The 25294-nt window shown below is 61.9% G+C and carries 24 protein-coding genes and 1 pseudogene; 16 read left to right on the top strand and 9 right to left on the bottom strand.

Annotated elements, in window-relative coordinates; all coding sequences use genetic code 11:
• Positions 1–33: 33 nt before the first annotated feature.
• Positions 34–1440 carry a cytosine permease gene (locus AB5975_21380; protein XDR19086.1) on the bottom strand — a complete coding sequence of 469 codons (1407 nt, stop codon included), beginning with the start codon at positions 1438–1440 and terminating at the stop codon, positions 34–36.
• Between the two features lie 316 nt (positions 1441–1756).
• Between AB5975_21380 and AB5975_21375 the strand changes: the two genes are divergently transcribed.
• From AB5975_21375 to AB5975_21320, 12 genes are all read left to right on the top strand, one after another.
• The gene (locus AB5975_21375; GenBank protein ID XDR19085.1) at positions 1757–2242 is read left to right on the top strand and encodes a flavin reductase family protein; all 486 of its coding nucleotides are present in this window, start codon (positions 1757–1759) and stop codon (positions 2240–2242) included.
• A 75-nt stretch (positions 2243–2317) separates the two neighbouring features.
• Positions 2318–3358, top strand: coding sequence for an LLM class flavin-dependent oxidoreductase (locus tag AB5975_21370; GenBank protein ID XDR19084.1), 1041 nt, complete (start codon positions 2318–2320; stop codon positions 3356–3358).
• A 305-nt stretch (positions 3359–3663) separates the two neighbouring features.
• Positions 3664–4260, top strand: a complete 597-nt coding sequence (locus tag AB5975_21365) for an amino acid synthesis family protein (GenBank protein XDR19083.1) — start codon at positions 3664–3666, stop codon at positions 4258–4260.
• A 68-nt stretch (positions 4261–4328) separates the two neighbouring features.
• Positions 4329–5162 carry an alpha/beta fold hydrolase gene (locus tag AB5975_21360; protein XDR19082.1) on the top strand — a complete coding sequence of 278 codons (834 nt, stop codon included), beginning with the start codon at positions 4329–4331 and terminating at the stop codon, positions 5160–5162.
• Complete coding sequence (locus AB5975_21355; protein XDR19081.1) at positions 5159–6640, top strand: aldehyde dehydrogenase; 1482 nt, start codon at positions 5159–5161, stop codon at positions 6638–6640. Before AB5975_21360 ends, AB5975_21355 begins: the two co-directional genes overlap by 4 nt.
• Positions 6641–6653: 13 nt before the next feature.
• Positions 6654–7139, top strand: coding sequence for a flavin reductase family protein (locus tag AB5975_21350; GenBank protein XDR19080.1), 486 nt, complete (start codon positions 6654–6656; stop codon positions 7137–7139).
• Positions 7140–7227: 88 nt separating this feature from the next.
• A complete protein-coding gene (locus AB5975_21345) occupies positions 7228–7617 on the top strand; it encodes a carboxymuconolactone decarboxylase family protein (GenBank protein ID XDR19079.1) in 390 nt (129 codons plus the stop codon).
• A gap of 88 nt (positions 7618–7705) precedes the next feature.
• Complete coding sequence (locus tag AB5975_21340) at positions 7706–8458, top strand: GntR family transcriptional regulator (protein ID XDR19078.1); 753 nt, start codon at positions 7706–7708, stop codon at positions 8456–8458.
• A 2-nt stretch (positions 8459–8460) separates the two neighbouring features.
• Entirely contained in the window at positions 8461–9024 is a 564-nt protein-coding gene (locus tag AB5975_21335) for an NUDIX hydrolase (protein XDR19077.1), read from the top strand.
• An 83-nt stretch (positions 9025–9107) separates the two neighbouring features.
• A complete protein-coding gene (locus tag AB5975_21330; GenBank protein XDR19076.1) occupies positions 9108–10133 on the top strand; it encodes a zinc-dependent metalloprotease family protein in 1026 nt (341 codons plus the stop codon).
• Positions 10130–10279 carry a hypothetical protein gene (locus AB5975_21325; GenBank protein ID XDR19075.1) on the top strand — a complete coding sequence of 50 codons (150 nt, stop codon included), beginning with the start codon at positions 10130–10132 and terminating at the stop codon, positions 10277–10279. The genes AB5975_21330 and AB5975_21325 overlap by 4 nt, the downstream gene beginning before the upstream one ends.
• A gap of 100 nt (positions 10280–10379) precedes the next feature.
• Positions 10380–12563: an ATP-binding protein gene (locus tag AB5975_21320; protein ID XDR19074.1), complete on the top strand. Its 2184-nt coding sequence runs from the start codon at positions 10380–10382 to the stop codon at positions 12561–12563.
• 21 nt (positions 12564–12584) lie between these two features.
• On the opposite strand, the gene AB5975_21315 is transcribed toward AB5975_21320, so the two are convergent.
• Together AB5975_21315 and AB5975_21310 are read right to left on the bottom strand one after the other, a co-directional pair.
• Positions 12585–13217 carry a LysE family translocator gene (locus AB5975_21315; GenBank protein XDR19073.1) on the bottom strand — a complete coding sequence of 211 codons (633 nt, stop codon included), beginning with the start codon at positions 13215–13217 and terminating at the stop codon, positions 12585–12587.
• 66 nt (positions 13218–13283) lie between these two features.
• On the bottom strand, positions 13284–13898 hold the full coding sequence (locus AB5975_21310; GenBank protein XDR19072.1) for a LysE family translocator: 615 nt from the start codon (positions 13896–13898) through the stop codon (positions 13284–13286).
• A 109-nt stretch (positions 13899–14007) separates the two neighbouring features.
• Here AB5975_21310 and AB5975_21305 point away from each other — a divergent pair, with 109 nt between their 5' ends.
• Both AB5975_21305 and AB5975_21300 read left to right on the top strand, forming a co-directional pair.
• Entirely contained in the window at positions 14008–14460 is a 453-nt protein-coding gene (locus AB5975_21305; GenBank protein XDR19071.1) for an Lrp/AsnC family transcriptional regulator, read from the top strand.
• 351 nt (positions 14461–14811) lie between these two features.
• Positions 14812–16224: a cytosine permease gene (locus AB5975_21300; GenBank protein XDR19070.1), complete on the top strand. Its 1413-nt coding sequence runs from the start codon at positions 14812–14814 to the stop codon at positions 16222–16224.
• Between the two features lie 63 nt (positions 16225–16287).
• Here AB5975_21300 and AB5975_21295 read toward each other — a convergent pair whose 3' ends face one another.
• From AB5975_21295 to glnT, 5 genes and pseudogenes are all read right to left on the bottom strand, one after another.
• A complete protein-coding gene (locus tag AB5975_21295; protein ID XDR19069.1) occupies positions 16288–17592 on the bottom strand; it encodes an ammonium transporter in 1305 nt (434 codons plus the stop codon).
• Between the two features lie 139 nt (positions 17593–17731).
• Positions 17732–19056, bottom strand: a pseudogene (locus AB5975_21290) (FMN-binding glutamate synthase family protein).
• 15 nt (positions 19057–19071) lie between these two features.
• Complete coding sequence (locus AB5975_21285; GenBank protein XDR19068.1) at positions 19072–19746, bottom strand: protein glxC; 675 nt, start codon at positions 19744–19746, stop codon at positions 19072–19074.
• A gap of 27 nt (positions 19747–19773) precedes the next feature.
• Positions 19774–20679 carry a glutamine amidotransferase family protein gene (locus AB5975_21280; GenBank protein ID XDR19067.1) on the bottom strand — a complete coding sequence of 302 codons (906 nt, stop codon included), beginning with the start codon at positions 20677–20679 and terminating at the stop codon, positions 19774–19776.
• 66 nt (positions 20680–20745) lie between these two features.
• A complete protein-coding gene (glnT, locus tag AB5975_21275) occupies positions 20746–22080 on the bottom strand; it encodes a type III glutamate--ammonia ligase (GenBank protein XDR19066.1) in 1335 nt (444 codons plus the stop codon).
• A 278-nt stretch (positions 22081–22358) separates the two neighbouring features.
• Between glnT and AB5975_21270 the strand changes: the two genes are divergently transcribed.
• Together AB5975_21270 and AB5975_21265 are read left to right on the top strand one after the other, a co-directional pair.
• Positions 22359–22952 carry a helix-turn-helix domain-containing protein gene (locus AB5975_21270; protein XDR19065.1) on the top strand — a complete coding sequence of 198 codons (594 nt, stop codon included), beginning with the start codon at positions 22359–22361 and terminating at the stop codon, positions 22950–22952.
• A gap of 295 nt (positions 22953–23247) precedes the next feature.
• Positions 23248–24177 (top strand): DMT family transporter, encoded by a 930-nt coding sequence (locus AB5975_21265; protein XDR19064.1) that lies wholly within the window; start codon positions 23248–23250, stop codon positions 24175–24177.
• A 71-nt stretch (positions 24178–24248) separates the two neighbouring features.
• Here AB5975_21265 and AB5975_21260 read toward each other — a convergent pair whose 3' ends face one another.
• Positions 24249–25121, bottom strand: coding sequence for an RHS repeat-associated core domain-containing protein (locus tag AB5975_21260; protein XDR19063.1), 873 nt, complete (start codon positions 25119–25121; stop codon positions 24249–24251).
• Positions 25122–25294: the final 173 nt, after the last annotated feature.

Here is a 25294-nt window from a genome sequence, read left to right as displayed (position 1 = left end):
CGTTGCGGCCCCGGCTACAGCAACGACGCTCCATCAGTCATTGACACTCACAACCCGCCCCGTCTTCTCGCCAGCCTTGCCCCGAGTCGCCAGGCAGTAATACAGCGGCACCGTGACAATCAGCCCGAACAGCCAGGACAAGTCCGCCCCTTCGACGATGTTGGAATACGGCCCCACATACAACGACGTATTGGCAAACGGCAACTGCACCAGGATGCCGCAAGCATAGGCAATGATCGCGTGGTGGTTGAAGCGGCCATAGATGCCACCGTCTGCACTGAAGATCGAGGCGATGTCGTACTGCCCCTTCTTGATCAGGTAGAAGTCGATCAGGTTGATCGAAGCCCACGGCACCAGCACCAGCAGCAGCGCCAGGATCAGGCCGATGAAGTGGCCGATGAAGTCCGCAGAAGCGTTCAGAGCAACCATCGCGCAGCCAACCAGAATCACCGACGCCAGGATCACCCGCACCTTGATGCTCGGCGTCCACTCGGCCATGAAGGTCTGGATCGCCGTGACGATCGACAGCACCGCGCCATACAGGTTAAGGGCGTTGTGGCTGATGATGTTGAGCAGGAACAGCACCATCAGGACCGGGCCCAGCCAGCCGGTGGCCTGCTTCACCGCGTCCATCGCGTCGGTACCTTGCGGCACGCACAGCACTGCCACCGCACCAAAGCTGAAGCACAGGATGGTGCCCAGGGTGGCGCCGAAATAGGTAGCCCAGAACGGCCTGGCAATACCCACTTCACGCGGCAGGTAGCGCGAGTAGTCGGAGGTGTAAGGCGAGAAACTGATCTGCCAGATGGTGCCCAGCGACACGGTGGCGATGAAACCGGACAGGTTGAACGCGCCGCGGCTGAAGAAGTCGGCCGGCAGGTCCTGGATGAACATCATGATGAAACCGGCCAGCAAGGCCGAACCCATCACCCAGGTACCGATACGGTTGAGGATGTGGATGAAGCGGTAACCGATCACACCAATGGCGGTGGCGCTCAGGGCGCCGATCACAATGGCGCCGGGCATCGGCACGCTCGGGGCGATGCCGTGGATGGTCTTGCCTGCCAGGACAATGTTGGAAATAAAGAAGCCGACATAGATCAACGCGGTGAAGAACACGATCAGCAACGCGCCGTAACGGCCAAACTGACCACGGCTCTGCACCATCTGTGGAATGCCCAGCTGCGGTCCCTGCGCAGAGGCCAGGGCGATGACCACGCCCCCAACCAGATGGCCCAGCACGATGGCGATCAACCCCCACAGCAGGTTCAGGTGGAACACCTGGACCACCATGGCGCCGGTGACGATGGGCAGTGGCGCAATGTTGGTGCTGAACCAGAGGGTGAACAGGTCGCGCGCCTTCCCGTGGCGCTCGGCAGGTGGAACGTAATCGACCGTGTGATTCTCGACAAACTGGTGTTGCGATGACGGTTGGGACATGGTTTTCAGCTCGAAAGGTCGTTTTTATCTTTGTAAGGAAACCGCATCTAGGCGGCCTCTCAGCTGCGGACCATATTATGGTATTCCAAACTTTTGACAACACTGATCCGCAGTAAAAAACGCCCGCTGATCCGCTTGCAAAAGCCCTGCGACAAACCACCTCACCGCTCAAGACCACGATATACGTGGCCTTGAGCCGTTCATCGTGAAAAACCAGGGCTGAAAATTCCGCTTGCAAAATAGGTATTACGGTATACCATCAGACACATCAATGATAAAAACCGCGGACCACCGCAGCCTTTTAGAGGTACTTCCGATGATCGACGCAACCGTCTACAAGAACGTCCTGGGCTCCTTCCCATCCGGCGTTACCGTCATCACCACCCTGGACGACGACGGCTCGGTCGTCGGCCTGACCGCCAGCGCCTTCTCTTCCCTGTCGATGGACCCGCCGCTGGTGCTGTTCTGCCCCAACTACACCTCCGACTCCTACCCGGTACTGATCAAGCAGAAGCGCTTCGCCATTCACCTGCTGTCCGGTGAACAGCAAGCCGAAGCCTATGCGTTCGCCAAGAAGGGCAAGGACAAGGCCAGCGGCATCGAGTGGACCCTGAGCGAACTGGGCAACCCGGTCCTGGCCGGCGCCACCGCAGTCATCGAATGTGAACTGTGGCGTGAGTATGAAGGTGGCGACCACGCCATCATGGTCGGCAAGGTGCACAACCTGATTGTCCCTGCGCAAGCGCCACGGCCGATGGTGTACTGCCGCGGCAGGATGGCCAGCCTGCCGGCCTTTGCCTGAAGCCTATTCTGAATCGACACCCCTGGCGCCTCCCCTGCCCGGCGCCAGACCCTTTCAAGCGTTGAGGAAAGCCCCATGAAATTTTCGTTGTTCGTGCACATGGAACGTTGGGATGAACAGGTCAGCCACCGCCAGCTGTTCGAAGACCTGACCGAACTGACCCTGATGGCCGAAAACGGCGGTTTCAGCACCGTGTGGATCGGCGAACACCACGCCATGGAGTACACCATTTCGCCAAGCCCGATGCCGCTGCTGGCCTACCTGGCCGCACGTACCGACAAGATCCGCCTGGGCGCCGGCACCATTATCGCGCCGTTCTGGAACCCGATCCGCGTTGCCGGTGAATGCGCCCTGCTGGACGTGATCAGCAACGGCCGCATGGAAGTGGGCCTGGCCCGTGGCGCCTACCAGTTCGAGTTCGACCGCATGGCCAATGGCATGCCGGCCACCGACGGCGGCAAGGCGCTGCGTGAGATGGTGCCTGTGGTACGCAAGCTGTGGGAAGGCGACTACGCCCATGACGGCGAAGTCTACAAGTTCCCCACCTCCACCAGCGTGCCGAAACCATTCAACGCGACGCCGCCGATGTGGATTGCCGCCCGCGACCCGGACTCGCATAACTTCGCAGTGGCAAACGGCTGCAACGTCATGGTCACCCCACTGATGAAGGGTGACGAAGAAGTCCTGGACCTGAAGAACAAGTTCCAGGCCGCCCTGGACAACAACCCGAACGTACCGCGCCCACAACTGATGGTGCTGCGCCACACCCACGTGCACAGCCCAGCCGAACCGGATGGCTGGAAGGTCGGTGCCCAGGCCATCTCGCGCTTCTACCGGACCTTCGACGCCTGGTTCGGCAACAAGACCACCCCGGTCAACGGCTTCCTCGAGCCAAGCCCGGAATCGAAGTTCGCCGAAGTGCCAGCGTTCCAGCTGGAGAACATCCGCAAGAACACCATGATCGGCACCCCAGAAGAAATCATCGCGCGCATCAAGTACTACCAGGAGCTCGGCGTCGACGAGTTCAGCTTCTGGTGCGACAACAGCCTGCCCCACGCCGAGAAGAAAAAGTCGCTGGAGCTGTTCATCAAGGAAGTGGTGCCCGCCTTCGCCTGAATTCCCATTGCCTGAACCATTGCGGGACGCGCCCGCTCCCGTGGGCCCCTTCGGCCTGCGTGAGCGGGCTTTTTTTTGAAACCTGCACTGGCCTCTTCGCGGGTAAACCCGCTCCCACAAGGGACCGCGTATTCCTGTGGGAGCGGGTTTACCCGCGAAGAGGCCAGTGCAGACACCACAAAAATCAAGGCATCAGGCCACCTTTCGTCCCCCGGCAAGAGAAATTTCCTGACACCTCTTGCACAACAAATATTATGGTATACCATCAGACAACAAGAGCTGATAACCCTCACCAGGAGCCACCCATGAGTTTCGAAATCCGCAAGATCGTCACCTACTCCGAAGAGACCCGCATCGAAGGCGGCAAGGCCACCGACAAACCGGTGACCATGGTCGGCCTGGCCGTCGTGATCAAGAACCCATGGGCCGGTCGCGGTTTCGTTGAAGATCTGAAGCCGGAAATTCGCGCCAACTGCTCGGAACTGGGTGCCCTGATGGTCGAGCGCCTGACCGCCGCCATCGGCGGTGCCGACAAGATCGAAGCCTACGGTAAGGCTGCTGTGGTCGGCGCCGACGGCGAAATCGAGCACGCCTCGGCCGTGATCCACACCCTGCGCTTCGGCAACCACTACCGCGAAGCGGTACAGGCCAAGAGCTACCTGAGCTTCACCAACAAGCGCGGCGGCCCAGGCACCTCGATCCAGATCCCGATGATGCAGAAGGACGACGAAGGCCTGCGCTCGCACTACATCACCCTGGAGATGCAGATCGAAGACGCCCCGCGCGCCGACGAAATCGTCGTGGTCCTGGGCGCAGCCGATGGTGGCCGCCTGCATCCGCGCATCGGCAACCGCTACATCGACCTGGAAGAACTGGCTGCCGAAAAAGCCAACGCTCAATAACAACAACCAAGACGGGCCGGGGCGTGGCGTGCTTACCCGCCGCGCCCGACCTTCAAGGAGCGCCCTCCATGATTCAGCCTGTCGCTGAACGCACACCTGCCGGCACCAGCTACCTGGCCGTCGGCCAGGGCCAACCCGTGGTTCTGATCCACGGCGTGGGCCTGAACAAGGAAATGTGGGGCGGTCAGTTCGTTGGCTTGGCCAACGACTACCGCGTCATCGCCTACGACATGCTCGGCCACGGTCAAAGCCGCGTACCGGCCGCCGACACACCGCTGGAAGGCTATGCCGACCAGCTCGCCGAACTGCTTGACCACCTGCAAATTGCCCAGGCCACCGTGATCGGCTTCTCCATGGGCGGCCTGGTTGCCCGAGCATTTGCCCTTAACCACCCGCAGCGCCTGACTGCCCTGGTGGTGCTCAACAGCGTGTTCAACCGCACCCCGGAGCAAAGCGCTGGCGTGATTGCCCGCGCGGCCCAGGCGGCGGAGCTGGGCCCCGATGCCAACGTCGATGCAGCCCTGGACCGCTGGTTCAGCCGTGAATACAAGGCAGCCAACCCGGCGCAGGTCGCCGCCATTCGCCAGGTACTGGCGAGTAACGACCCGCAGGGCTACCACACCACTTATTCGCTGTTCGCCACCCAGGACATGTATCGCGCCAATGACCTGGGCAGCATCCAGGTGCCGACGCTGATCGCCACCGGCGAACTCGACGCTGGCTCCACCCCGGCCATGACCCGCCAGCTCGCCGCCAGCATTCCAGGCGCACACAGTGTGGTCCTCGCCGAGCAACGGCATATGATGCCGGTGGAAGCACCCCGTGAAGTCAACAAGATGCTGCTGGACTTCCTTGCGCAAGCCCGCACCCTCACCGAATCCGCCAAGGGGATTGTTGCATGACCCTCGTTCGTTTCCAGATGTGCATCGACGGCCAATGGCGCGATGCCCAGAGCGGCAAGACCTTCGACAGCCTCAACCCGGCCACCGCCCAGGCCTGGGCGCAACTGCCCGACGCCGACGAAGCCGATGTGGAGCTGGCCGTACAGGCCGCCCAGCGTGCCTTCGACAGCAAAGAGTGGCGCAGCATCACCGCCACCGCACGCGGCAAGCTGCTGCGTCGCCTGGGCGACCTGATTGCCGAGAACAAGGAACACCTGGCCCAGCTGGAAAGCCGTGACAACGGCAAGCTGATCCGCGAAACCCGCGGCCAGGTTGGCTACCTGCCAGAGTTCTTCCACTACACCGCAGGCCTGGCCGACAAACTCGAAGGCGGCACCTTGCCGCTGGACAAGCCCGACCTGTTCGCCTACACCGTGCACGAGCCTATCGGCGTGGTGGCCGGGATCATCCCCTGGAACAGCCCGCTGTACCTCACCGCGATCAAGCTGGCCCCGGCCCTGGCCGCCGGCAACACCATCGTGCTCAAACCGTCCGAGCACGCCTCGGCGACCATCCTTGAGCTGGCCCGCCTGGCCCTCGAAGCCGGCTTCCCGGCCGGCGTGGTCAATGTGGTCACCGGTTACGGCCCAAGCACCGGCGCAGCGCTCACCCGCCACCCGCTGGTGCGCAAGATCGCCTTCACCGGCGGCGCTGCCACCGCCCGCCACGTGGTGCACAGCAGTGCCGAGAACTTCGCCAAGCTGTCGCTGGAGCTGGGCGGCAAGTCGCCGAACATCATCTTCGCCGACGCCGACCTGGACAGTGCCATCAACGGTGCCGTGGCCGGCATCTATGCAGCCTCCGGGCAAAGCTGCGTGGCCGGTTCGCGCCTGCTGGTGCAGGACGAAATCTTCGACGAATTCGTCGAGCGCCTGATTGCCCGCGCCAAGCGTATCCGCATCGGCAACCCGCAGGACGACGCCAGCGAAATGGGCCCAATGGCCACCGCACAGCAACTGGCCGTGGTCGAAGGCCTGGTGGCTGCGGCCAAGGCCGAGGGCGCCAAGCTGCACCTGGGCGGCAAGCGTGCCGAGGTTGAAGGTGACGGCTGGTTCTACGAACCGACCCTGTTCGAGTGCGACAGCAACTCGATGACCATCATGCAGGAGGAAGTCTTCGGCCCGGTCGCCGCGGTGATCCGCTTCAAGACCGAGGAAGAAGCCCTGGCCATCGCCAACGACTCCCAGTTCGGCCTGGCTGCCGGCATCTGGACCCGCGACCTGGGCCGTGCCCACCGCCTGGCCCGTGACGTGCGCTCGGGGATCATCTGGGTCAACACCTACCGCGCCGTGTCGGCCATGGCGCCGATCGGTGGCTTCAAAAACAGCGGCTACGGCCGCGAGAGCGGCATCGATTCGGTGCTGGCCTATACCGAGCTGAAGACCGTGTGGATCAACCTGTCCACCGCACCGATGCCCGACCCGTTTGTGATGCGTTAGGAGGTAGCACGAGATGATCGAACCCGGCATCTACAAAGACGTGATGGGCTCCTTCCCGTCCGGCGTCACGGTAGTCACCACCCTGGACGCCGACGGCGCCATCGTCGGCATCACCGCCAGCGCCTTCAGCGCGCTGTCGATCGACCCGGCACTGGTGCTGTTCTGCCCTAACTATGCCTCCGACACCTACCCGGTTTTGCGTGACAGCAAGCAGTTCGCGATACACCTGCTGTCCGCCGAGCAAACCGCCGAAGCCTATGCTTTCGCCGGCAAGGGCAAGGACAAGGCCAAGGGTGTCGAGTGGCACCTGAGCGAGCTTGGCAACCCGCTGCTGGCCAAGGCCACGGCGATCATCGAGTGCGAACTGTGGCGCGAGTATGACGGCGGTGACCACGCGATCATCGTCGGGGCGGTGAAGAACCTGGTGCTGCCCGAGCAGCCGGTAACGCCGATGGTTTACCACAAAGGCAAACTCGGCGCCCTGCCGCCCTTGGGTTGACGTACGCCAACAACGATCCCCTGTTTTAGGGGCCGCGCTATCGTCTCACCCTCGGTTGCGGCCCCTGTTTTATTCCGGAGTACTGCACATGAGCAATGAAACGTACGAAAGAGGCCTGAAGATCCGCACCCAGGTGCTGGGCGAGGACTACGTCAACCGCTCGATCCAGAACGCCGACGCGTTCACCCAGCCGTTGCAGCAGCTGGTCACCGAATACTGCTGGGGCCACGTCTGGGGCCGCGAAGGCCTCTCGCTCAAAGAGCGCAGCATGATAAACTTGGCCATGATTTCCGCGCTCAACCGGCCCCACGAGCTCAAGCTGCACATTCGCGGCGCATTGCGCAATGGCCTGAGCCGTGAACAGATTCGCGAGATCCTGCTCCAGGTCGGCATTTATTGCGGCGTACCCGCGGCGGTGGACAGTTTCCGCCTGGCCCGTGAAGCGTTTGCCGAAGCCGATGCGGAGTCAACCCGTTAACAACGGGCTGTTCGAACCACTGCATGGAAAGCCTCGGTTCGGGGCGTTCCGCGATGTTGGCGCAACAGCCTCATAAAGAGCGCACCTGATGAAACGCCAGCCACTCGACGACAGCTTCAAGGTCAACCGCAACCCCGTTACCCTGCGCGAAATCGTGCTCGACAAGCTGCGCGCCGCGATCATGAACTTTCACCTGCTGCCAGGCGACCGCCTGGTCGAGCGCGACCTCTGCGACCGCTTGGGCGTCAGCCGTACTTCGGTGCGTGAAGCCCTGCGCCACCTGGAGTCCGAAGGCCTGGTGGAATTCGCCGACGCCAAAGGCCCGCGCGTGGCCATCATTACCCTGGAAGACGCCCGCGACATCTACGAGCTGCGCTGTGTGCTCGAAGGCCTGATCGTGCAGCTGTTCACCCTCAACGCCAAGGCCAAGGACATCCGTGCTCTGGAGCGCGCGCTGGAGGTCAACCGCGAAGCACTGGAAGAAGGCGAGCTGCAACAGGTGCTGGATTCGGTACAAGGCTTTTACGATGTGCTGCTGGAAGGCTCCGGCAACCAGGTGGCGGCGCAGCAGCTGCGCCAGTTGCAGGCCCGCATCAGCTACCTGCGCGCCACCTCGGTGTCGCAGGAAAACCGCCGTGGTGCCAGCAACCGCGAAATGGAAAAGATCGTCGAGGCGATCAAGGGGGGCGACCCACTGGTGGCCCACCAGGCCTCGGTCGACCACGTCCGCGCCGCCGCCAAGGTGGCCCTGGACTACCTGCGCCAGAAGCAGGATGACAACGCCAAGGTGCGCGACATTGTCGAGCCCCTGGCCCTGAAGGAACCCCGCATAGGCCGCTGATCATGCCCAACGCCCCGCGCTACTGCCCGCACTGCACCACGGAACTGGCCCGGGGCGTTCCCACAGGCGACACCCATGAACGCCTGCACTGCACCGGCTGCGGCTACATCCATTACATCAACCCGAAGATCATCGCCGGCTGCATCATCGAGCGCGATGGCAAGTACCTGCTGTGTCAACGCGCCATCCCGCCGCGGCCGGGCACCTGGACTTTACCCGCCGGGTTCATGGAGGCTGGGGAAACCACCGAGCAGGCGGCATTGCGCGAAGTGTGGGAAGAAACCGGCGTTCGTGCGGACATCGTCTCACCCTATTCGATCTTCAGCGTGCCGAAAATCAGCGAGGTGTACATCATCTTCCGCGCCAGCGTCACCGAAGAGACCGGGCAGTACGGGCCGGAGACCCTGGCTTACAAGTTCTTCGAACCGGATGAAATCCCCTGGGATCAAATCTACTACCCGGCGATCCGGCAGATTCTCGAGCGCTATATCCTTGAACGCCAAGCCGGGGTGTATGGCATATACATGGGCAATGACGACACCGGCAAGGTGCACTTCATTCGCTGAAACCGGCGAACCACCTAGTAAAACTGCCAGGTTCCAGTTCCGCAACGGGTTGCTAGCGTATGCACTCCACTCGGAGTGTGCCCATGAAGATCTGGAATCGCCTCCTGTGCCTGCTGCTAACGACAACGCTAGCTGCCTGTTCGACCATCAACCCGCCAGTGCAGGCTACCAGGGCGGCGTGGATCCCCGAACAGTGGCAGGTGCGCATCAATCCACAGAGCATTGATACGGACACCCAGCGCCTGAGCCTTGTAATTCCCGGCGAGGGGCGTCTCCTGGCAGACCGGATAGCAGTCCATACGCTGCCAGACGGCACGATTGCCTGGCATGGCACTCTCATCGCTGAGAGTGCCGCCCCTGCAGCAAACGGTTCGCTCAAGGCCGCCCTGAACAGCATCATTCTGATCCGCTCCAGCAACCGAGTTAGCGGAATCATCCGCCGCGATGGCCAGGCTTACAGCCTCCTTCCCAGTGGGGATGCAACGGTACTGAGCAAGATCGACGCAGCGAAGCTGCCTCCCGACCACGATCCGTCAATACCAAGTGGGGCAATGCTCGGCCCCCGCCAACATGTCGCAATAGCGCCTTACCAGCCGGGCCATGCCACTATTCGGGTACTGGTTGTCGCTTCGCGTCAGGCTGACGAAGCCAGCGAAGACTTAAGAGCAATGGCTCATCTGGCCATCGAGGAGTCGAACCAGACCTTCGTCGAAAGCGGAATCGATCTTTCGCTGGAACTTGCAGACGTGTTCCCACTGGACTACGAGCAGTCATTCAGTCCGAACTGGGATTTGGACAGGCTCATGAAGATCGATGACGGTTACATGGACGAAGTCCATGATATGAGAGACACCTTGAAGGCCGACGTGGTGGTTTTGCTACGTGACAACGCCAACACGAGCTGTGGATTTGCCGGTGAGATCGGCGCCAGCGCCGAGACTGCATTCACCGTAGTAAACGTGCGCTGCATCGGGGTCGGGAGATTCACCTTTGCCCATGAAATCGGCCACCTTTTAGGGGGGCACATGATAACGCAAGCGGTCCGTTTGCCTATGGCCATGGCTACGCTCATGAGCCAGCGGACGGACCAAAATTGTATACCGTCATGACCGCCTTCAGACTGGATACGGTCCGGCTACCTTACTGGTCAGACCCGCAGCGCGAGGTGGACGGTATCCGGTTGGGGGACAAGGACACCGCCGATAACCACCGTTTGCTCGAAGAGCGCAAAGGGATCGTGGCGGGTTTTCGCTAACAGCTCACCACTCGCCTGGCTGACCGCTACAAAACACTCGCAAATCACGCCATCTCAGTGCATCTTTTAGCTTCTCAAGCTAAAGGATCGGCATCAGGCCATGGCGAAATGGTTAGACGGCGGCGGCTTGATGGCCGAACGCATCCGCAACCACGACTGGACACGTACCAGCCTCGGCCCGCTCGAGGCCTGGCCGGATGCACTCAAGACCACCGTGGCGCTGTGCCTGGCCTCGCGCTTCCCACAGGCCGTGTTGTGGGGCCCCGACCTGCTTACCCTGCACAACGACGCCTTCTTGCCAATCCTCGGGCAGAAACCCTTGGCCCTGGGCGTCCCCTTCCGCGAGGTCTGGCAAGAAGCTTGGGCCGACATCAGCAGCATGGCCGACCGTGCATTGGCCGGTGAAGCGGTGTACATCGAAGACTTCCCGTTGGCGATCGTGCGTAACGGCTGCCCCGAGCGTGCCTATTTCACCTTCTGCTACAGCCCGATACGCGGCCATGACGGCAAGGTGCTGGGCATGCTCGACACGGTCACCGAAACCACCGCCAGCGTGGTCACCAACCAGCGCCTGAATTTTCTCGACAACCTTGGGCGCGCCGTGACCGAGGCCAACGACCCGGACCAGATCATGGCCATCACCACCCGCATGCTGGTCGAGCACCTTGGCCTGTCCAGCTGTGCCTATGCGGTGATGGAGCCGGACCAGGATGGCTTCACTATCTGCGGCGACGCGGTGGCACCCGGTTCACCACGCCTGGTGGGCCAGTACCACCTGCATGACTTCGGCCACATGGCGGTCAGCCGGCTGCGCAGCGGCCTGGCGTTGGTGATCAACGACAACCTCCGCGAGCTGGCGGCTGACGAGGCGGCAACCTTTCAGGCCATCGGCATTACGGCCACTATCTGCATACCGCTGATCAAGGGTGGCAGGTTGACGGCGCTGATGGCCATTCATGACCGCGTGCCAAGGGTATGGACCGACTACGAGCAAGCGCTGATCGGCGAAGTGACCGAACGTTGCTGGGCGCATATCCAGCGGGTGCAGGCCAATGCCGAAGTGCGCGAGGCCATGGCAGCGCTGGAGGCGCTCAACGCCACCCTGGAGCACCGCGTCGAAGAACGTACTACCCAGTTGCTGCACACCGAAGCCGTACTGCGCCAGGCACAAAAGCTGGAAGCCATCGGCCAGCTGACAGGTGGTGTCGCCCATGACTTCAACAACCTGCTGACCATCATCCGGTCCTCGCTGCACTTTCTGCAGCGCCCCGACCTGGACGAGAAACGCCGCGAACGCTACATCAAGACCATGTCCGACACCGTGGACCGCGGCGCCAAGCTGACCGGCCAACTGCTTGCCTTTGCCCGCCGCCAGGCCCTCAGCCCGCAAGTGTTCGAGGCCGGCCCTCGGTTGGAAGCCATGGCCGAAATGCTCGACACCGCCACCGGCGCACGCATCCAGGTCGCACTGAAGCTGCCGCAGGCGCCCTGCCATATCCGCGCCGACCTCAGCCAGCTGGAAACGGCGGTGATCAACCTGATGCTCAACGGACGCGACGCCATGGCCGGCGAAGGTACGTTGCTGCTGCGTCTGCAGGCCGACCAGAGCCTGCCTGCCCTGCGCGGCCAGGCGCCACAGCCTGGCCCGTTTGCGGCCATCTCGGTGAGCGACAGTGGTGTCGGTATTGCCAGCGAGCTGCTGGAGCGCATTTTCGACCCGTTCTTCACCACCAAGGCGCCGGGTGAAGGCACTGGGCTGGGGTTGTCGCAGGTGTTCGGGTTTGCCAAGCAGTCTGGCGGTGACGTGCAGGTGCACAGCGTTCAGGGCCAGGGCACCACCTTTACCCTGTACCTGCCACAGGAGACACCGCCCGCAGCCTTGCCGGCGGATGCCCCAAGCAGCAGCCAGGCGCAGGCGCAGGGCGAACGACGGCGAATACTGGTGGTGGAGGACAACCCTGATCTTGGCAACTTCACCGCTCAAATCCTAGAAGACCACGGCTATCGGATCAGCTATGCGCGCTCGGCGGAAGAGGCCCTGACGCAGCTGGAGGGACCGGCAGGTGACTTTGATGCGGTGTTTTCCGATGTGGTCATGCCCGGCATGGGCGGCCTGGCGCTGGCCCGTGAGCTGCGCCGCCTGCACCCACGGTTGCCGGTGATCCTCACGTCGGGTTACAGCGAGGCGATTGCCGAAGGCGGGCACCAGGGGTTCACCTTCCTGGCCAAGCCCTATTCGGCAGAACAGGTGTGCCGCCTGCTCGGGAAAGTGCTGGGCAACTGAACCCACGCTTGTGATGGGCGATCAGCGGCGCCCTTCCGCCAGCATGCGCACGGCAAGGCCAGCCAGTACCGTACCCATCAACCAGCGCTGAACCTGCTGCCACAATGGGCGACCGGCAAGGAACACGGCGATGGATCCGGCCATGATCGCGATCATGGCATTGACCGTGACGCTGATGGCGATCTGCGTCGAACCCAGTACCAGCGATTGCAACAGCACACTGCCGTGCCCCGGTTCGATGAACTGCGGCATCAGCGACAGGTACATGACGGCGATCTTCGGGTTCAGCAGGCTGGTGGCAAAGCCCATGGTGAACAACCGCCTCGGGCTGTCGGCAGGCAGGTCACGCACCTGGAACGGCGAACGACCACCGGGGCGCAGCGCCTGCCAGGCCAGGTACAACAGGTACAGCGCACCACCGATGCGCAACGCATCGTAGGCAAAGGGTACGGCCATCACCAGGGCAGTGATGCCCAACGCGGCGCAGAACATATAGATAACGAAGCCCAGGGCCACACCGCCGAGGGAAATCAACCCGGCCTTGCGGCCCTGACAGATCGAGCGGGAGATCAGGTAGATCATGTTCGGCCCTGGGGTAAGGACCATGCCAAGGCAGATCAGGGCGAAGGTGAGCAGTTGGGTGATATCGGGCATGGGGCACATCCTGGTTGTGCATTGGGCTGCAGCGAGTTTATCCGAAGCCATCGCATACAGGTGAGTTCAGTTGATTTGCCCTGCAATCAGTCCCAAGGCTACTGCAATCATTGCCACCCCCGACACCCGCCCGACCAGTTTCGCCGCCCCTGGCCGTGTGCTCAGTACCGCCTTGGCGCCGTAACCCACCAGCGAATAGATCACCAGTGAACTGCACAGGTGCACCAGCCCCAGCAACAAGATCTGCAACGGCACCGGCCAGCTCGACTGCGGGTCGGTGAACTGCGGCAACAAGGCCAGGAACAGCAGGAACACTTTCGGGTTCAGGCCACTGACGCAAAACCCCTTGAACGCCCAGCGCGAACCCGACTCCCCCGCACCGCCCTGCCCGGCCGCCGGCAATGCCGGGCTCAGCAACAGGTTGCCGCCCAGCCATAGCAGGTAGCTGCAACCCGCCAGGGTCAGCAAGGTCAGCGCCAAGGGGTGGCCTGCCAGCAGGCTGCCGACCCCGGCCGCCACCACCAGCGTGGCCAGAAAATGCCCCGACAACATCCCCACCACCGCCGGCATCACCCAGCGCCCGCGCATGCCCGCCGAGATGGCGTAGGCCCAGTCTGCACCCGGGGTTATCACGAACAGCATCGACACGGCCCAAAACGCCGTCAGCACACTGATAGCCACTTGAATCTTCCTTATCTACTGCGTTGGATGTCGAAAGATTACGGATTCCGCCCGGGGATTTTCTTTCGTATATTCCCCTCTTCATTTATTTACTGGAAGATTCTCCCCCATGGACCGAACAGATCGAAAAATCCTTGCCGAACTGCAAAAGGATGGGCGGCTGTCGGTAACCGAGCTGGCCGACCGCGTAGGGCTCAGCCTGTCGCCCTGCCATCGGCGCTTGAAGGCGCTGGAAGAGTCCGGAGCGATTCTGGGCTATCACGCCCGCTTGGCGCCGAGCGCCCTGGGGCTGAACTTTGCCGCGTTGGTGTTCGTTACCCTGCGCGAGGTAACCCGCCAACCGGTGGCGGACTTTGAAGCGGCACTGGCGGAGATCCCGCAGATCGTCGAGGCGCAGCGGCTGTTCGGCGACCCGGATTATTTGCTGCATGTGGTGGCCAAGGACCTGCCGGCGTTTCAGAAGCTGTATGACGAGAAACTGACCAGCATTCCCAATGTGAAGCGCCTGAGTTCGACCTTGGTGATGAAAGAGGTGATCCAAGACCGGTTGTTGCCGATGTAGCCGTTTGCTCCTGTGCTGGCCCTTTCGCGGACAACCCCGCGAAAGGGCCATTACTGGCAACCATTCAGCTGCCCTGAAAATGGGCATGGTGCACCAGCAAAGCCCACCACTTGCTACGGGCAAAGGGCTCACCCCCTCTATCCCAAGCCTTCCCGCCTGCTGGCACCCTCCTTGCTACCGTCCCCCGCTTAAGCTTTTGTCAGCCTTAGGTTTTTTAAGGTTTATGGGTACATATTTACTAATTTCTCGTTATCCCCGCGCCCCGCATCATCGCTCCAACAAGAACGCGTCGCCCATCGCCGGCACGCCCCCGGGCAGCTCCCGATGCCCTACCTTGCCTTGGAGTCAGTCATGACCAGTGCAGCCAATTCGGCACCCCTGATAGAAAAACACACGATCGGCTATGTGCCCCCGCAAGACCGCCATGGAAAGGTAAGGGATCTGTTCACACTGTGGTTCGGCGGCAACATCGCGCCGCTACCCATCGTCACCGGCGCGCTGGGCGTGCAGTTGTTCCACCTGAACCTGGTATGGGGCATCGTCGCCATCCTGGTCGGCCACCTGGTCGGCGGTGTGCTGATGGCGCTGCACTCGGCCCAGGGCCCGCAAATGGGCATCCCGCAGATGATCCAGAGCCGCGCCCAGTTCGGCACCCTCGGTGCGCTGCTGGTGGTAGTGATCGCCGGCGTCATGTACATCGGCTTCTTCGCGTCCAACATCGTGCTTGCCGGCAAGTCACTGCATGGCGTGGTCGACGCCGTACCGGTACCGGTCGGCATCGTCATCGGTGCATTGGGCTCGGGCGTCATCGGCATCATCGGCTACCGCTTCATTCACGTGCTCAACCGCATCGGCACCTGGGTGCTGGGCATCGGCATCGTGGTCGGCTTCGGCTACATCTTCACCCATGTACAAAGCGACGACTTCCTCACCCGCGGCGGCTTCAACCTGGCTGGCTGGCTGGCCACCGTGTCGCTGGCGGCGCTGTGGCAAATCGCCTTTGCGCCCTATGTGTCGGACTATTCACGCTACCTGCCGGCAGATGTGAAAGTCAGCTCGACGTTCTGGACCACCTACCTGGGCTCAGCCCTGGGTTCGAGCCTGTCGTTCATTTTCGGCGCCGTGGCCGTGCTGGCGATCCCGGCCGGCATGGACACCATGGACGCGGTCAAACTGGCCACTGGCACCCTCGGCCCGATCATGCTGGTGCTGTTTCTGCTCAGCGTCATCAGCCACAATGCCCTCAACCTGTATGGTGCGGTGCTGTCGATCATCACCCTGATCCAGACCTTCGCCTACCGTTGGATCCCTACCGCCAAGAGCCGCGCCGTGCTGTCGTTGATCGTGCTGGCAGCCTGCAGCGTGGTAGCGGTGTTCGCTTCGGCGGACTTCATCGGCCACTTCGTCGACATGGTGCTGGTGCTGCTGGTGGTGCTGGTGCCGTGGACGGCGATCAACCTGATCGACTTTTATGCCATTCACAAGGGCGACTACGACATCCAGTCGATCTTCCAGGTCGATGGCGGTATCTACGGCCGTTACAACCCACAGGCGCTGATCGCCTATACAGTGGGTATCGTGGTGCAGATCCCGTTCATGAACACACCGCTGTATGTCGGGCCGATTTCCGAGCACATCAACGGGGCTGACCTGTCGTGGCTGGTAGGGCTGGCGATTACTTCACCGCTGTACTGGTGGCTGGCCAGCCGTGACAGTGCCTACCGTCGCCGGCAGATGAGTGCCAAGTTGGCCATGGGGCACTGATTCAAACTGCACCGGCCCCTTCGCGGGTAAAACCACGAAGAGGCCGGCAGGCACAACGTGTTGTCAAAGGTTATAAGCGCGCTCATTGTGCTCCGCCAGGTCCAGCCCTTGCTCTTCTTCCTCTCGGCTGGCCCGCAACCCGATGGTCAGCTTGATGGCCGCGAGAATTACCCAGCTCACTACGAAGCAGTAAACGAAGGTGAACGCCACACCCTTCAACTGCACCAGTGCTTGCCCAATGGGCGATGCGCCTTCCACATAGCCACCCAGTGCCGGCGCGGCAAACACACCGGTCAGAATCGCCCCGACCATCCCACCCACACCATGCAGCCCGAACACATCAAGGCTGTCGTCATACCCTAGCGCCTGCTTGAGCCGGGTCACGGCAAAGAAGCAGATGGCCCCGGTCAACACACCGATCACCAGTGCCCCCAGCGGCCCGACGAATGCGCAGGCCGGTGTAATACCCACCAGCCCCGCCAGTGCCCCCGACGCAGCACCCAAGGCAGTCGGTCGACCATGCATCACCTTCTCGGTCAGCAACCAACCGACAATCCCCGCGCAGGCCGCCACCATGGTCGCCAGCATCACCACCCCTGCCCTCTGGTTCGCGGCAAGCCCCGACCCAACGTTGAAGCCGAACCAGCCCACCCACAACAACCCCGCGCCCACCAGAGTAAAACCCAGGTTATGCGGCGGCATGGCCACCTGCGGGTAGCCCTTGCGCTTGCCCAGCATCAACGCCGCCGCCAAGGCCGCCACGCCGGAATTGATGTGCACCGCAGTGCCGCCGGCGAAGTCCAGCACCCCCCAGTTGACCATCAGTGCCCCCGGCCCGCCCCATACCATATGGGCAATAGGTGCATACACCAGCACGAACCACGCCGCCATGAACAGCAACGAGGCAGTGAACTTCATGCGCTCTGCAAAACCACCGGCAATCAGCGCTGGGGTGATGATGGCGAACGTCAGCTGAAACACCGCAAACACACCTTCGGGGATGGTGCCGACCAGGCTGTCATGGCCGATATCCAGCATCAGCGCCTTGTCCAACCCGCCGATGAAACTGTTGAAGGTGAGCTGGCCCTCGACCATGCCGGTGGTATCGACCACCAGACTGTAGCCGAACAGCACCCAGATAATGCCGATAACGCCGGCCACGGCGAACAGCTGGGTGAACACCGAAAGAAAGTTCTTGGCCCGCACCATGCCGCCGTAAAACATCGCCAGGCCGGGGATGCACATCATCAGCACGAACATCGCGGCGCAGATCATCCAGGCGGTGTTGCCGGTGTCCAGGGTGGTTTCGGCGGCAGTGGCCTGGGTGGCCAGGGCTAACAACATTACAGCGAGGGTGAGGTGCTTCATGACGTCACTCCTGTGGGAATGGTGGGTGGCTTTGGGGCTGCTGTGCAGCCCATCGCGACACAAGGCCGCTCCTACAAGGGACCGTGTAGGAGCGGCCTTGTGTCGCGAATGGGCCGCAAAGCGGCCCCCGATGCTCAACTCAATACTGCGCCTGCCCTGGCACCCAGGCAGTCCCCGCCAACGGCACCCGCGCCATCGCCGCAGCCTCCACGGTCAACGCCACCAGGTCCTCCGGGTCTAGGTTGTGCAGGTGCGACTTGCCACACGCCCGCGCCATGGTCTGCGCCTCCAGCACCAGCACCCGCAGGTAGTTCGCCAGCCGGCGCCCCGCCTCTTCCGGGTTCAGGCGCTTGGCCAGCTCGGGGTCCTGGGTGGTGATGCCGGCCGGGTCGCGGCCGTTCTGCCAGTCGTCATAGAAGCCGGCGGCCGAGCCAATCTTCTTCAGCTCACTGTCCAGACGCGGATGGTTGTCACCCAAGGCGATCAATGCCGCCGTGCCAATAGCCACCGCATCGGCCCCCAAAGCCATGGCCTTGGCCACGTCGGCACCGTTGCGAATGCCCCCGAGACAATCAGCTGTACCTTGCGGTGCATGCCCATTTCCTGCAGCGCCTGCACCGCCTGCGGGATGGCCGGCAGAATCGGGATGCCGACATGCTCGATGAACACTTCCTGAGTCGCTGCGGTACCGCCCTGCATGCCATCGAGCACGATCACATCAGCACCCGCCTTAACCGCCAGCTTGACGTCGTAGTACGGGCGGCTGGCGCCGATCTTCACGTAGATCGGCTTTTCCCAGTCGGTGATCTCGCGGATCTCGGCAATCTTGATCGCCAGGTCGTCCGGGCCGGTCCAGTCCGGATGGCGGCAGGCACTGCGCTGGTCGACACCGATCGGCAAGGTGCGCATGCCAGCCACACGCTCGGTCACCTTCATGCCCAGCAGCATGCCGCCACCGCCCGGCTTGGCGCCCTGGCCGAGGACGATCTCGATGGCGTCGGCCTTGCGCAGGTCGTCGGGGTTCATGCCGTAGCGCGATGGCAGGTACTGATACACCAGGTGCTGCGACTGGCCGCGCTCTTCCGGGGTCATGCCACCGTCGCCGGTGGTGGTGCTGGTGCCGGCGATGGTCGCACCACGGCCCAGCGCTTCCTTGGCGTTGGCCGACAGCGCGCCGAAACTCATGCCGGCGATGGTCACTGGGATTTTCAGGTGAATCGGTTTTTTCGCAAAGCGGTTGCCCAGCACCACATCAGTGCCGCACTTCTCGCGGTAGCCTTCCAGCGGGTAGCGCGACACGCTGGCCCCCAGCAGCAGCAGGTCGTCGAAGTGGGGCACGCGGCGCTTGGTACCACCGCCGCGGATGTCGTAGATGCCGGTTTCGGCAGCACGCTGGATTTCCTGGATGGTCAGGCGATCGAAAGTGGCCGACTCACGCAGTACCGGGGGAAATTGCTCGCTCATTGGAATGCTCCTGGATCAATATGCGCTGGCGTTGTCGACTTTGAAGTTGTACAGCTGGCGGGCCGAGCCGTAGCGTTTGAAATCGGCAGCCTTATGGTCCAGGCCGGCCTTGTTCAGCAGTTCCTGCAGCTCTTGCAGGTGTTCGGCGCGCATCTCTTTTTCAATGCAGTCCGAGCCCAGCGACTGCACCGCGCCCTTGACGTAGATACGTACCTCGTACAGCGAATCGCCCAGTGCATCGCCGGCATCGCCGCAGACCACCAGGCGCCCGGCCTGGCCCATGAAGCAGCTCATGTGGCCGATGCTGCCGCCCACCACGATGTCCACGCCCTTCATGGAAATGCCGCAACGGGCACCGGCGTCACCCTCGATCACCAGCAACCCACCATGGGCGGTAGCACCGGCGGCCTGGGAAGCACTACCTTTGACCCGCACCGAGCCAGACATCATGTTCTCGGCCACCCCCACACCGACATTGCCATGCACGGTGACGCTGGCCTGCTGGTTCATGCCGGCGCAGTAGTAGCCAGCGTGGCCTTCGATATCCACGGCCACGGCAGCGTTGATGCCCACGGCCAGGTTGTGTTTGCCGTCCGGGTGGGTAACCCGCCATTCCTGGTCTTGCACCTCGCCATGCAGGGACTGGTTGAGCACGCGCACCGCAGTGTTGGAAAGGTCGATCGTTTTCATGAGGTTCTCCAGGGGTTCGATGGCAAGTCAGGCGCTTTCGCGCTCCCAGACGTACAAAGTGGCCGGCGCCGGCTCCCAGACCTTTGCGTGCTCGATGCCAGGCAAGCTGGCCAGCGCCTGGTATTCCGAAGCCATGGCCACGTAATCGTCGGTCTCGGCCAGCACCGCAGGCTTGCAGGCAATCGGGTCGCGGATCACGGCAAAGCCGTTGCGGGTGCCGATGGCGAACGTGAAGAAGCCGTCCAGGTCTTCCAGCGCGCCATCCAGGGCCTGGGCCAGGCTGTCCCCCTGTTGCAGGCGCCAGGTCAGGTAGCCGGCGGCCACTTCGGTGTCGTTGTCGGTCTCGAAGCTGATGCCTTCGCGCTTGAGTTTCTGGCGCAGGCGAAAGTGGTTGGACAACGAACCGTTGTGCACCAGGCACAGGTCGGCACCGGTAGAGAATGGGTGGCTGCCTTCCATGGTCACGGCGCTTTCGGTGGCCATGCGGGTATGGCCGATGATGTGGCTGCCCTTCATCGCGGCCAGGCCGAAGCGGCTGGAAATTTCTGCCGGCAACCCCATGCCCTTGAGAATTTCGATGCTCTGCCCGGCGCTCATGATGCGCACGTCGGGCGCCAGCTCGGCCAACGCGGCACGGGCGGTGGCTTCATCGGTGTGCACTTTGAGCACAGCAGCGCTGGCGTTCTGGAACCCGTTCAGCGAGCAGCCCAGGCGGCCTTCCAACTGGCCCATCAGGGTTGCCCAGGGGTAGTCGATGTCAGCGGCCTGCAGGGTCAACTTGACCCAGCCATCGGCCACCTCGTCGCCATAGATGGCAAAGCCGGCGCTGTCCGGGCCACGGTCGGTCATGGCTTCGAGCATGGGCTCGAAGAGCTTGCCAAGCTGGGCGTGCAGCTCGGGCTTTTTCAGGTACAGACCTACGATTCCACACATGGTGATGCTCCTTACTAGGCAGTGGGCGACCGCTTTGCTGCTGGCCGCCCAAGGGATTGGGGGCGGTCAGAAGAATTCGGTGTAGCGCTGGATTTCCCAGTCGGAAACGTGCCGGCAGTACTCCACCCACTCCATGCGCTTGAGCTTGATGAACTCGTCGACGATCTCGGCGCCCAGCACCTCGCGGAACAGCGGGTCGGCTTGAAGTGCGTCAACGGCTTCCTTCAGCGATTGCGGCAGGGTTTTGATGCCGCGCGCGGCAATGTCTTCAAGGCTCAGGTTGTAGAGGTTTTCATTGCACATCTCGCCTGGCTCCAACTGGCGGTCGATGCCATCGAGGCCGGCGGCAATGATTGCGGCGGTGACCAGGTACGGGTTGCAACCGGCGTCCGGCAAGCGGAATTCCAGGCGACCATAAGGAATGCGCACCATCGCCGAGCGGTTGTTGGCCCCCCAGGCTACGAAGGCCGGGGCCCACGTCGAACCCGACAACGAGCGCCCCACCACCAGACGCTTGTAGGAGTTGACCGTCGGCGCCGCGAAGGCACACAACGCCGGGCCGTGGGCCAGCAGCCCTGCAGCAAAGTGGTAGGCCAGCTTCGACAGGCCCATGCCGCTGCTGTCGGACGGGTCGTGGAACAGGTTCTTGTTGGTGCTGCTGGCCAGCGACAGATGAAAGTGCATGCCATTGCCGGCACGCTTGGGGTCGGGCTTGGGCATGAACGAGCAGATCATCCCCAGGTCGTTGGCGATCTCGCCGGCGGCCATGCGGAAGAAGGTGAAACGGTCGGCCGACTCCATGGCGTCACTGTAGGTGTAGTTGATCTCGAACTGGCCGTTGGCGTCTTCGTGGTCGATCTGGTAGATGTCGAAACCCACCGGTTGCAACGCCTCGGTCAGGCGCTCGAGGAACAGCCGCGAGCGTGACAGGCCCTTGTAGTCGTAACACGGCTTGTCGAGGTTGTCGGAGGCATCCACCAGTTGCAGCTTGCCACCCTCGTCGCGGCGAAACAGGCTGAACTCGGGCTCAAGGCCGGTGTTCAGCGTCCACCCCTTTTCGGCCAGGCGCTGCACCTGCTGTTGCAACACGTGACGGCTGTCGTAGGGCCACGGCTGGCCGTTTACATGGCCCACGCATACCACGCGGCCATAACCCGGCTGCCATGGCACCGGAATCAAGGTCGTCAGGTCGCCGCGGGCCATGAAGTCCGGTCCGTGTGGCTCCATGCCCATGCCGCAGATGGCGAAGCCGGCAAAACCGGCGCCCTCTTCGGCGACCATCTTCAGGCCCGAGACCGGCACCGATTTGGTCTTCGCCGAGCCATGAATATCGACGAACTGCGCCAGCACGTACTTGATGCCGTGTTGGTCGAGCGTGCGCTGGGTTTCTGCTGGCAACATGGGTTGAACACTCCTGGGTAAGGGGCAATGATTCCGCACGAGAAAATTACTTTCCTCACAGGAATGCAACGAGCTTGCCAACTTATCCAAAGCGTTCTTTATCCAGGCCTGTACCCGCCAAGACGCCAGTACAGGCTGGGCAAAACCCAGGCAGCTTTTTATGCTCTATTTATGGGAAACTCGTTTTCCTCTGAGGAAAGAAGCGGCCACGCCGCTGCATTTCGCACTTTCCAAGTGCGAAAATATTATTCTTGAACTGAAACCGTGCAGGGCATTAGATGTCGACCGAAACCCAACCGCGCCTTCGCCTGGAGCAATACCTGGGCCTGCAGATCAAGCGCCAGCGCCAGGCCCAGTCCCTCAAGCTCGCCGACGTGGCGCGCATCGCCGGCATCAGCCAGGGCATGCTGAGCAAGATCGAGAATGCTCAGGTATCCACCAGCCTCGACACCCTAAGCCGCCTGTGCGACGTGCTGGGTATGCCGATGGCCAAGCTGTTCAGCCAATATGATCAGCCCGACGGCAATGCCCTGCTGGTAAAAGCCGGTGAAGGGCTGGAGGTGGTGCGCCGTGGCACCGAGAAGGGCCACACCTACCATTTGCTCAATCACGCCAGAGGGCCGAAGAAGCACTTCGAGGCTTACATGGTGAGCATGGACGACGCCAGCGAAGAGTTCCCGACCTTCGCCCACCCAGGCACCGAGTTCCTCCATTTGCTGGAGGGCGAACTGGTGTACCGCCACGGCAACCAGCTCTACCACATGCACGCTGGCGACAGCCTGACCTTCGACGGCGAAACCCCGCACGGCCCGGAGCAACTGGTGCAAGTGCCGATTCGCCTGCTGTCGATCATGAACTACGGCGACGAGTAGGACGGCGCTGCAAGGCAACCATCGATGTCGCGATCAGACAAGCACACGTCGCCCGCAATCGGCTGCAAAACCCTGTATACAAAAATAATACACACATCGACCAGCCCCGCGCCGTGGGCTGGACGACGTGGTAACCGCGAGTAAAACAGCCTCGCTTCACAATTCCAACGCTGTGGCGCCTTTTTGCACCGGGCAATTCGTCCGGGCTCATAACGATAAAACTCCCAGTATTAGAGACCCGCGCCGCGCCAGCCGGGAGTGTTTGCGCGCGCCACATTGTGAAGACTTGACTGCCATGATCGCGACTTCAATCCCCGTAGCCGGTGCTGCCACCGGCCACCGCAACGCCCTGTGCGTTGCCCATATTGCCGCTGTGTTGTTCGGCCTGACCGGCATTCTCGGTCACCTGATAGAAGCCGATGCCAGCATCATCACCTTCGGCCGCGCCACCTTCGCCTTCATTGCCTTGGGCTTCGTCGCCGGGCTCAAGGGGACACGCCTGCTCGATGCGCTGACCCTGCGCAACCTGCCAGTGCTGGGCCTGACCGGCGCCCTGCTGGCGACCCACTGGGTGACCTTCTTCATTGCCGTGAAAGTCGGTGGCGTAGCGGTTGCCACCCTGGGCTTCGCCAGCTTCCCGGCGTTCATCGCCATGGTCGAGCGTGGCGTGTTCGGCCAACGCATCGGTGCGGTACAAGGTGTGCTGTTGCTGATGGTCACGGCCGGCCTGGTGCTGGTAGTACCCACCTTCGACCTGCTCGACAAAGGCACCCTCGGCCTGTTTTGGGGGTTGGGCTCGGGCCTGGCGTTCGCCTTGCTGACCGTAGCCAACCGCCGCAATGCATCGAGCATGAATGCCATGCAGGTCGCCTTCTGGCAAAACGTGGTGGTGGCCGTACTGGTGGCGCCGTTTGCCTTCACTCACCTGAGCAGCACCAGCCTGGGCGGCAGCGACTGGGTCAACCTGGCATTGCTGGGGGTGTTCTGCACCGGCCTGTCGCAATTCCTGTTCGTCAGGAGCCTGAAAGGGCTGGAAGCGCGCACGGCGGGCATGATCATCGCGCTGGAGCCGGTTTACGCGATCATGGGTGCCTGGTGGTTGTTTGGTGACCAGCCGAGCCTGCGTATGGCGGCGGGTGCCGCGTTGATCGTGCTGGCTACCCTTCTGGCGGCAGCGCGAAAGGCGCCAGCGGCGCAAGGCGATACCAGTCGCTGCGCGCATTGAATGTGTGTCCTGGGCGTGGCTCAACGCATGCCGTGCCTGCTTAACGAAAGCGAGAAGGCTTATTTCTGGAGTTAGCGTCGCCTAGGGGGTGGAGAAGGGGGCGCTTCTGGTGGTCCATAGCGCTCAAGCATCTCATCAAACCGGTCAATCTCCCTTTGGAAACGCACATCCCACATTGCTTTAGCAACTTCAGGCCACGCTGCCCCTGCAAGCTGCGGTCTCTCGTGCTGAGCAGCAGGAAGAGAGAAACCCTTAAGATCTCTTTTACGGACTTCGTAAGATTTAGAATTTCCGAGCCCTCGTGCAGGTTTGAAAGGTCCCACGCCCAAGACAAAAATATTCAGCTTCGCCTCATAGCGACCAACCGGCAAATGAAAAATGGGGCTACCAGCCACAAAATCCGCTGCAAACTCATTGGTTGCAAAATTGTATTTTAGGTCCCATCGAGTGTACGCATAGTGCGGAGCGTCATGCTTATATAACCGTGCAACTACGACATTCTTTTCCATCGGCCCTCGATGTATTCCCTTCGCCACTTTCCGGAAATGCAAAAGCTGTGGGTGCAAGCTTGATGGAAAACCCTCCTTTTGCAAAATATTGATATCCAAGGTCGTTTGAGGGTTCACGTGCCCCCTGGACGTATTCCTGGAAGACCCAGAAGGATCGACATAATTCATAGGATCACCAGAGCAATAGGCATACGCATTTATCCCCCCGCCACCAAACGGGCTTAAAAAATCAGGACGGGTAAAACGGCAGATTGAAGGGCTGTACAGACGCCGACCATTTCCTAGCGGACACAAGCCACTTATCGTGTCAAACCACTGGCCGGCGAATCCGACAATGGGCGAATATTGTGATTTACCGGAAAAGCCGTAAGGTGTATAGGATTGACCATAAGTCGGGCGATTCTGGATACCAGCATTTCGAAGGTTGCATCTCATCTAGACTACTCCAGATTTCAAGCATCGAATGCCTTCACCTTAAATAGATACGGGGGCTTTGAACACTGGCGTTTTTGACAGGTTACTTGGTTATATCGACCCTCGTGCTGGCGCTATCAGGTAGCAGACTTCGGCAACTGGCCGCACGTCTCCCACCGGCTACAGAAACATCT

This window comes from Pseudomonas putida (assembly GCA_041071465.1).
Taxonomy (GTDB): domain Bacteria; phylum Pseudomonadota; class Gammaproteobacteria; order Pseudomonadales; family Pseudomonadaceae; genus Aquipseudomonas; species Aquipseudomonas putida_P.
This window is presented reverse-complemented; position numbering and strand designations above follow the sequence as displayed.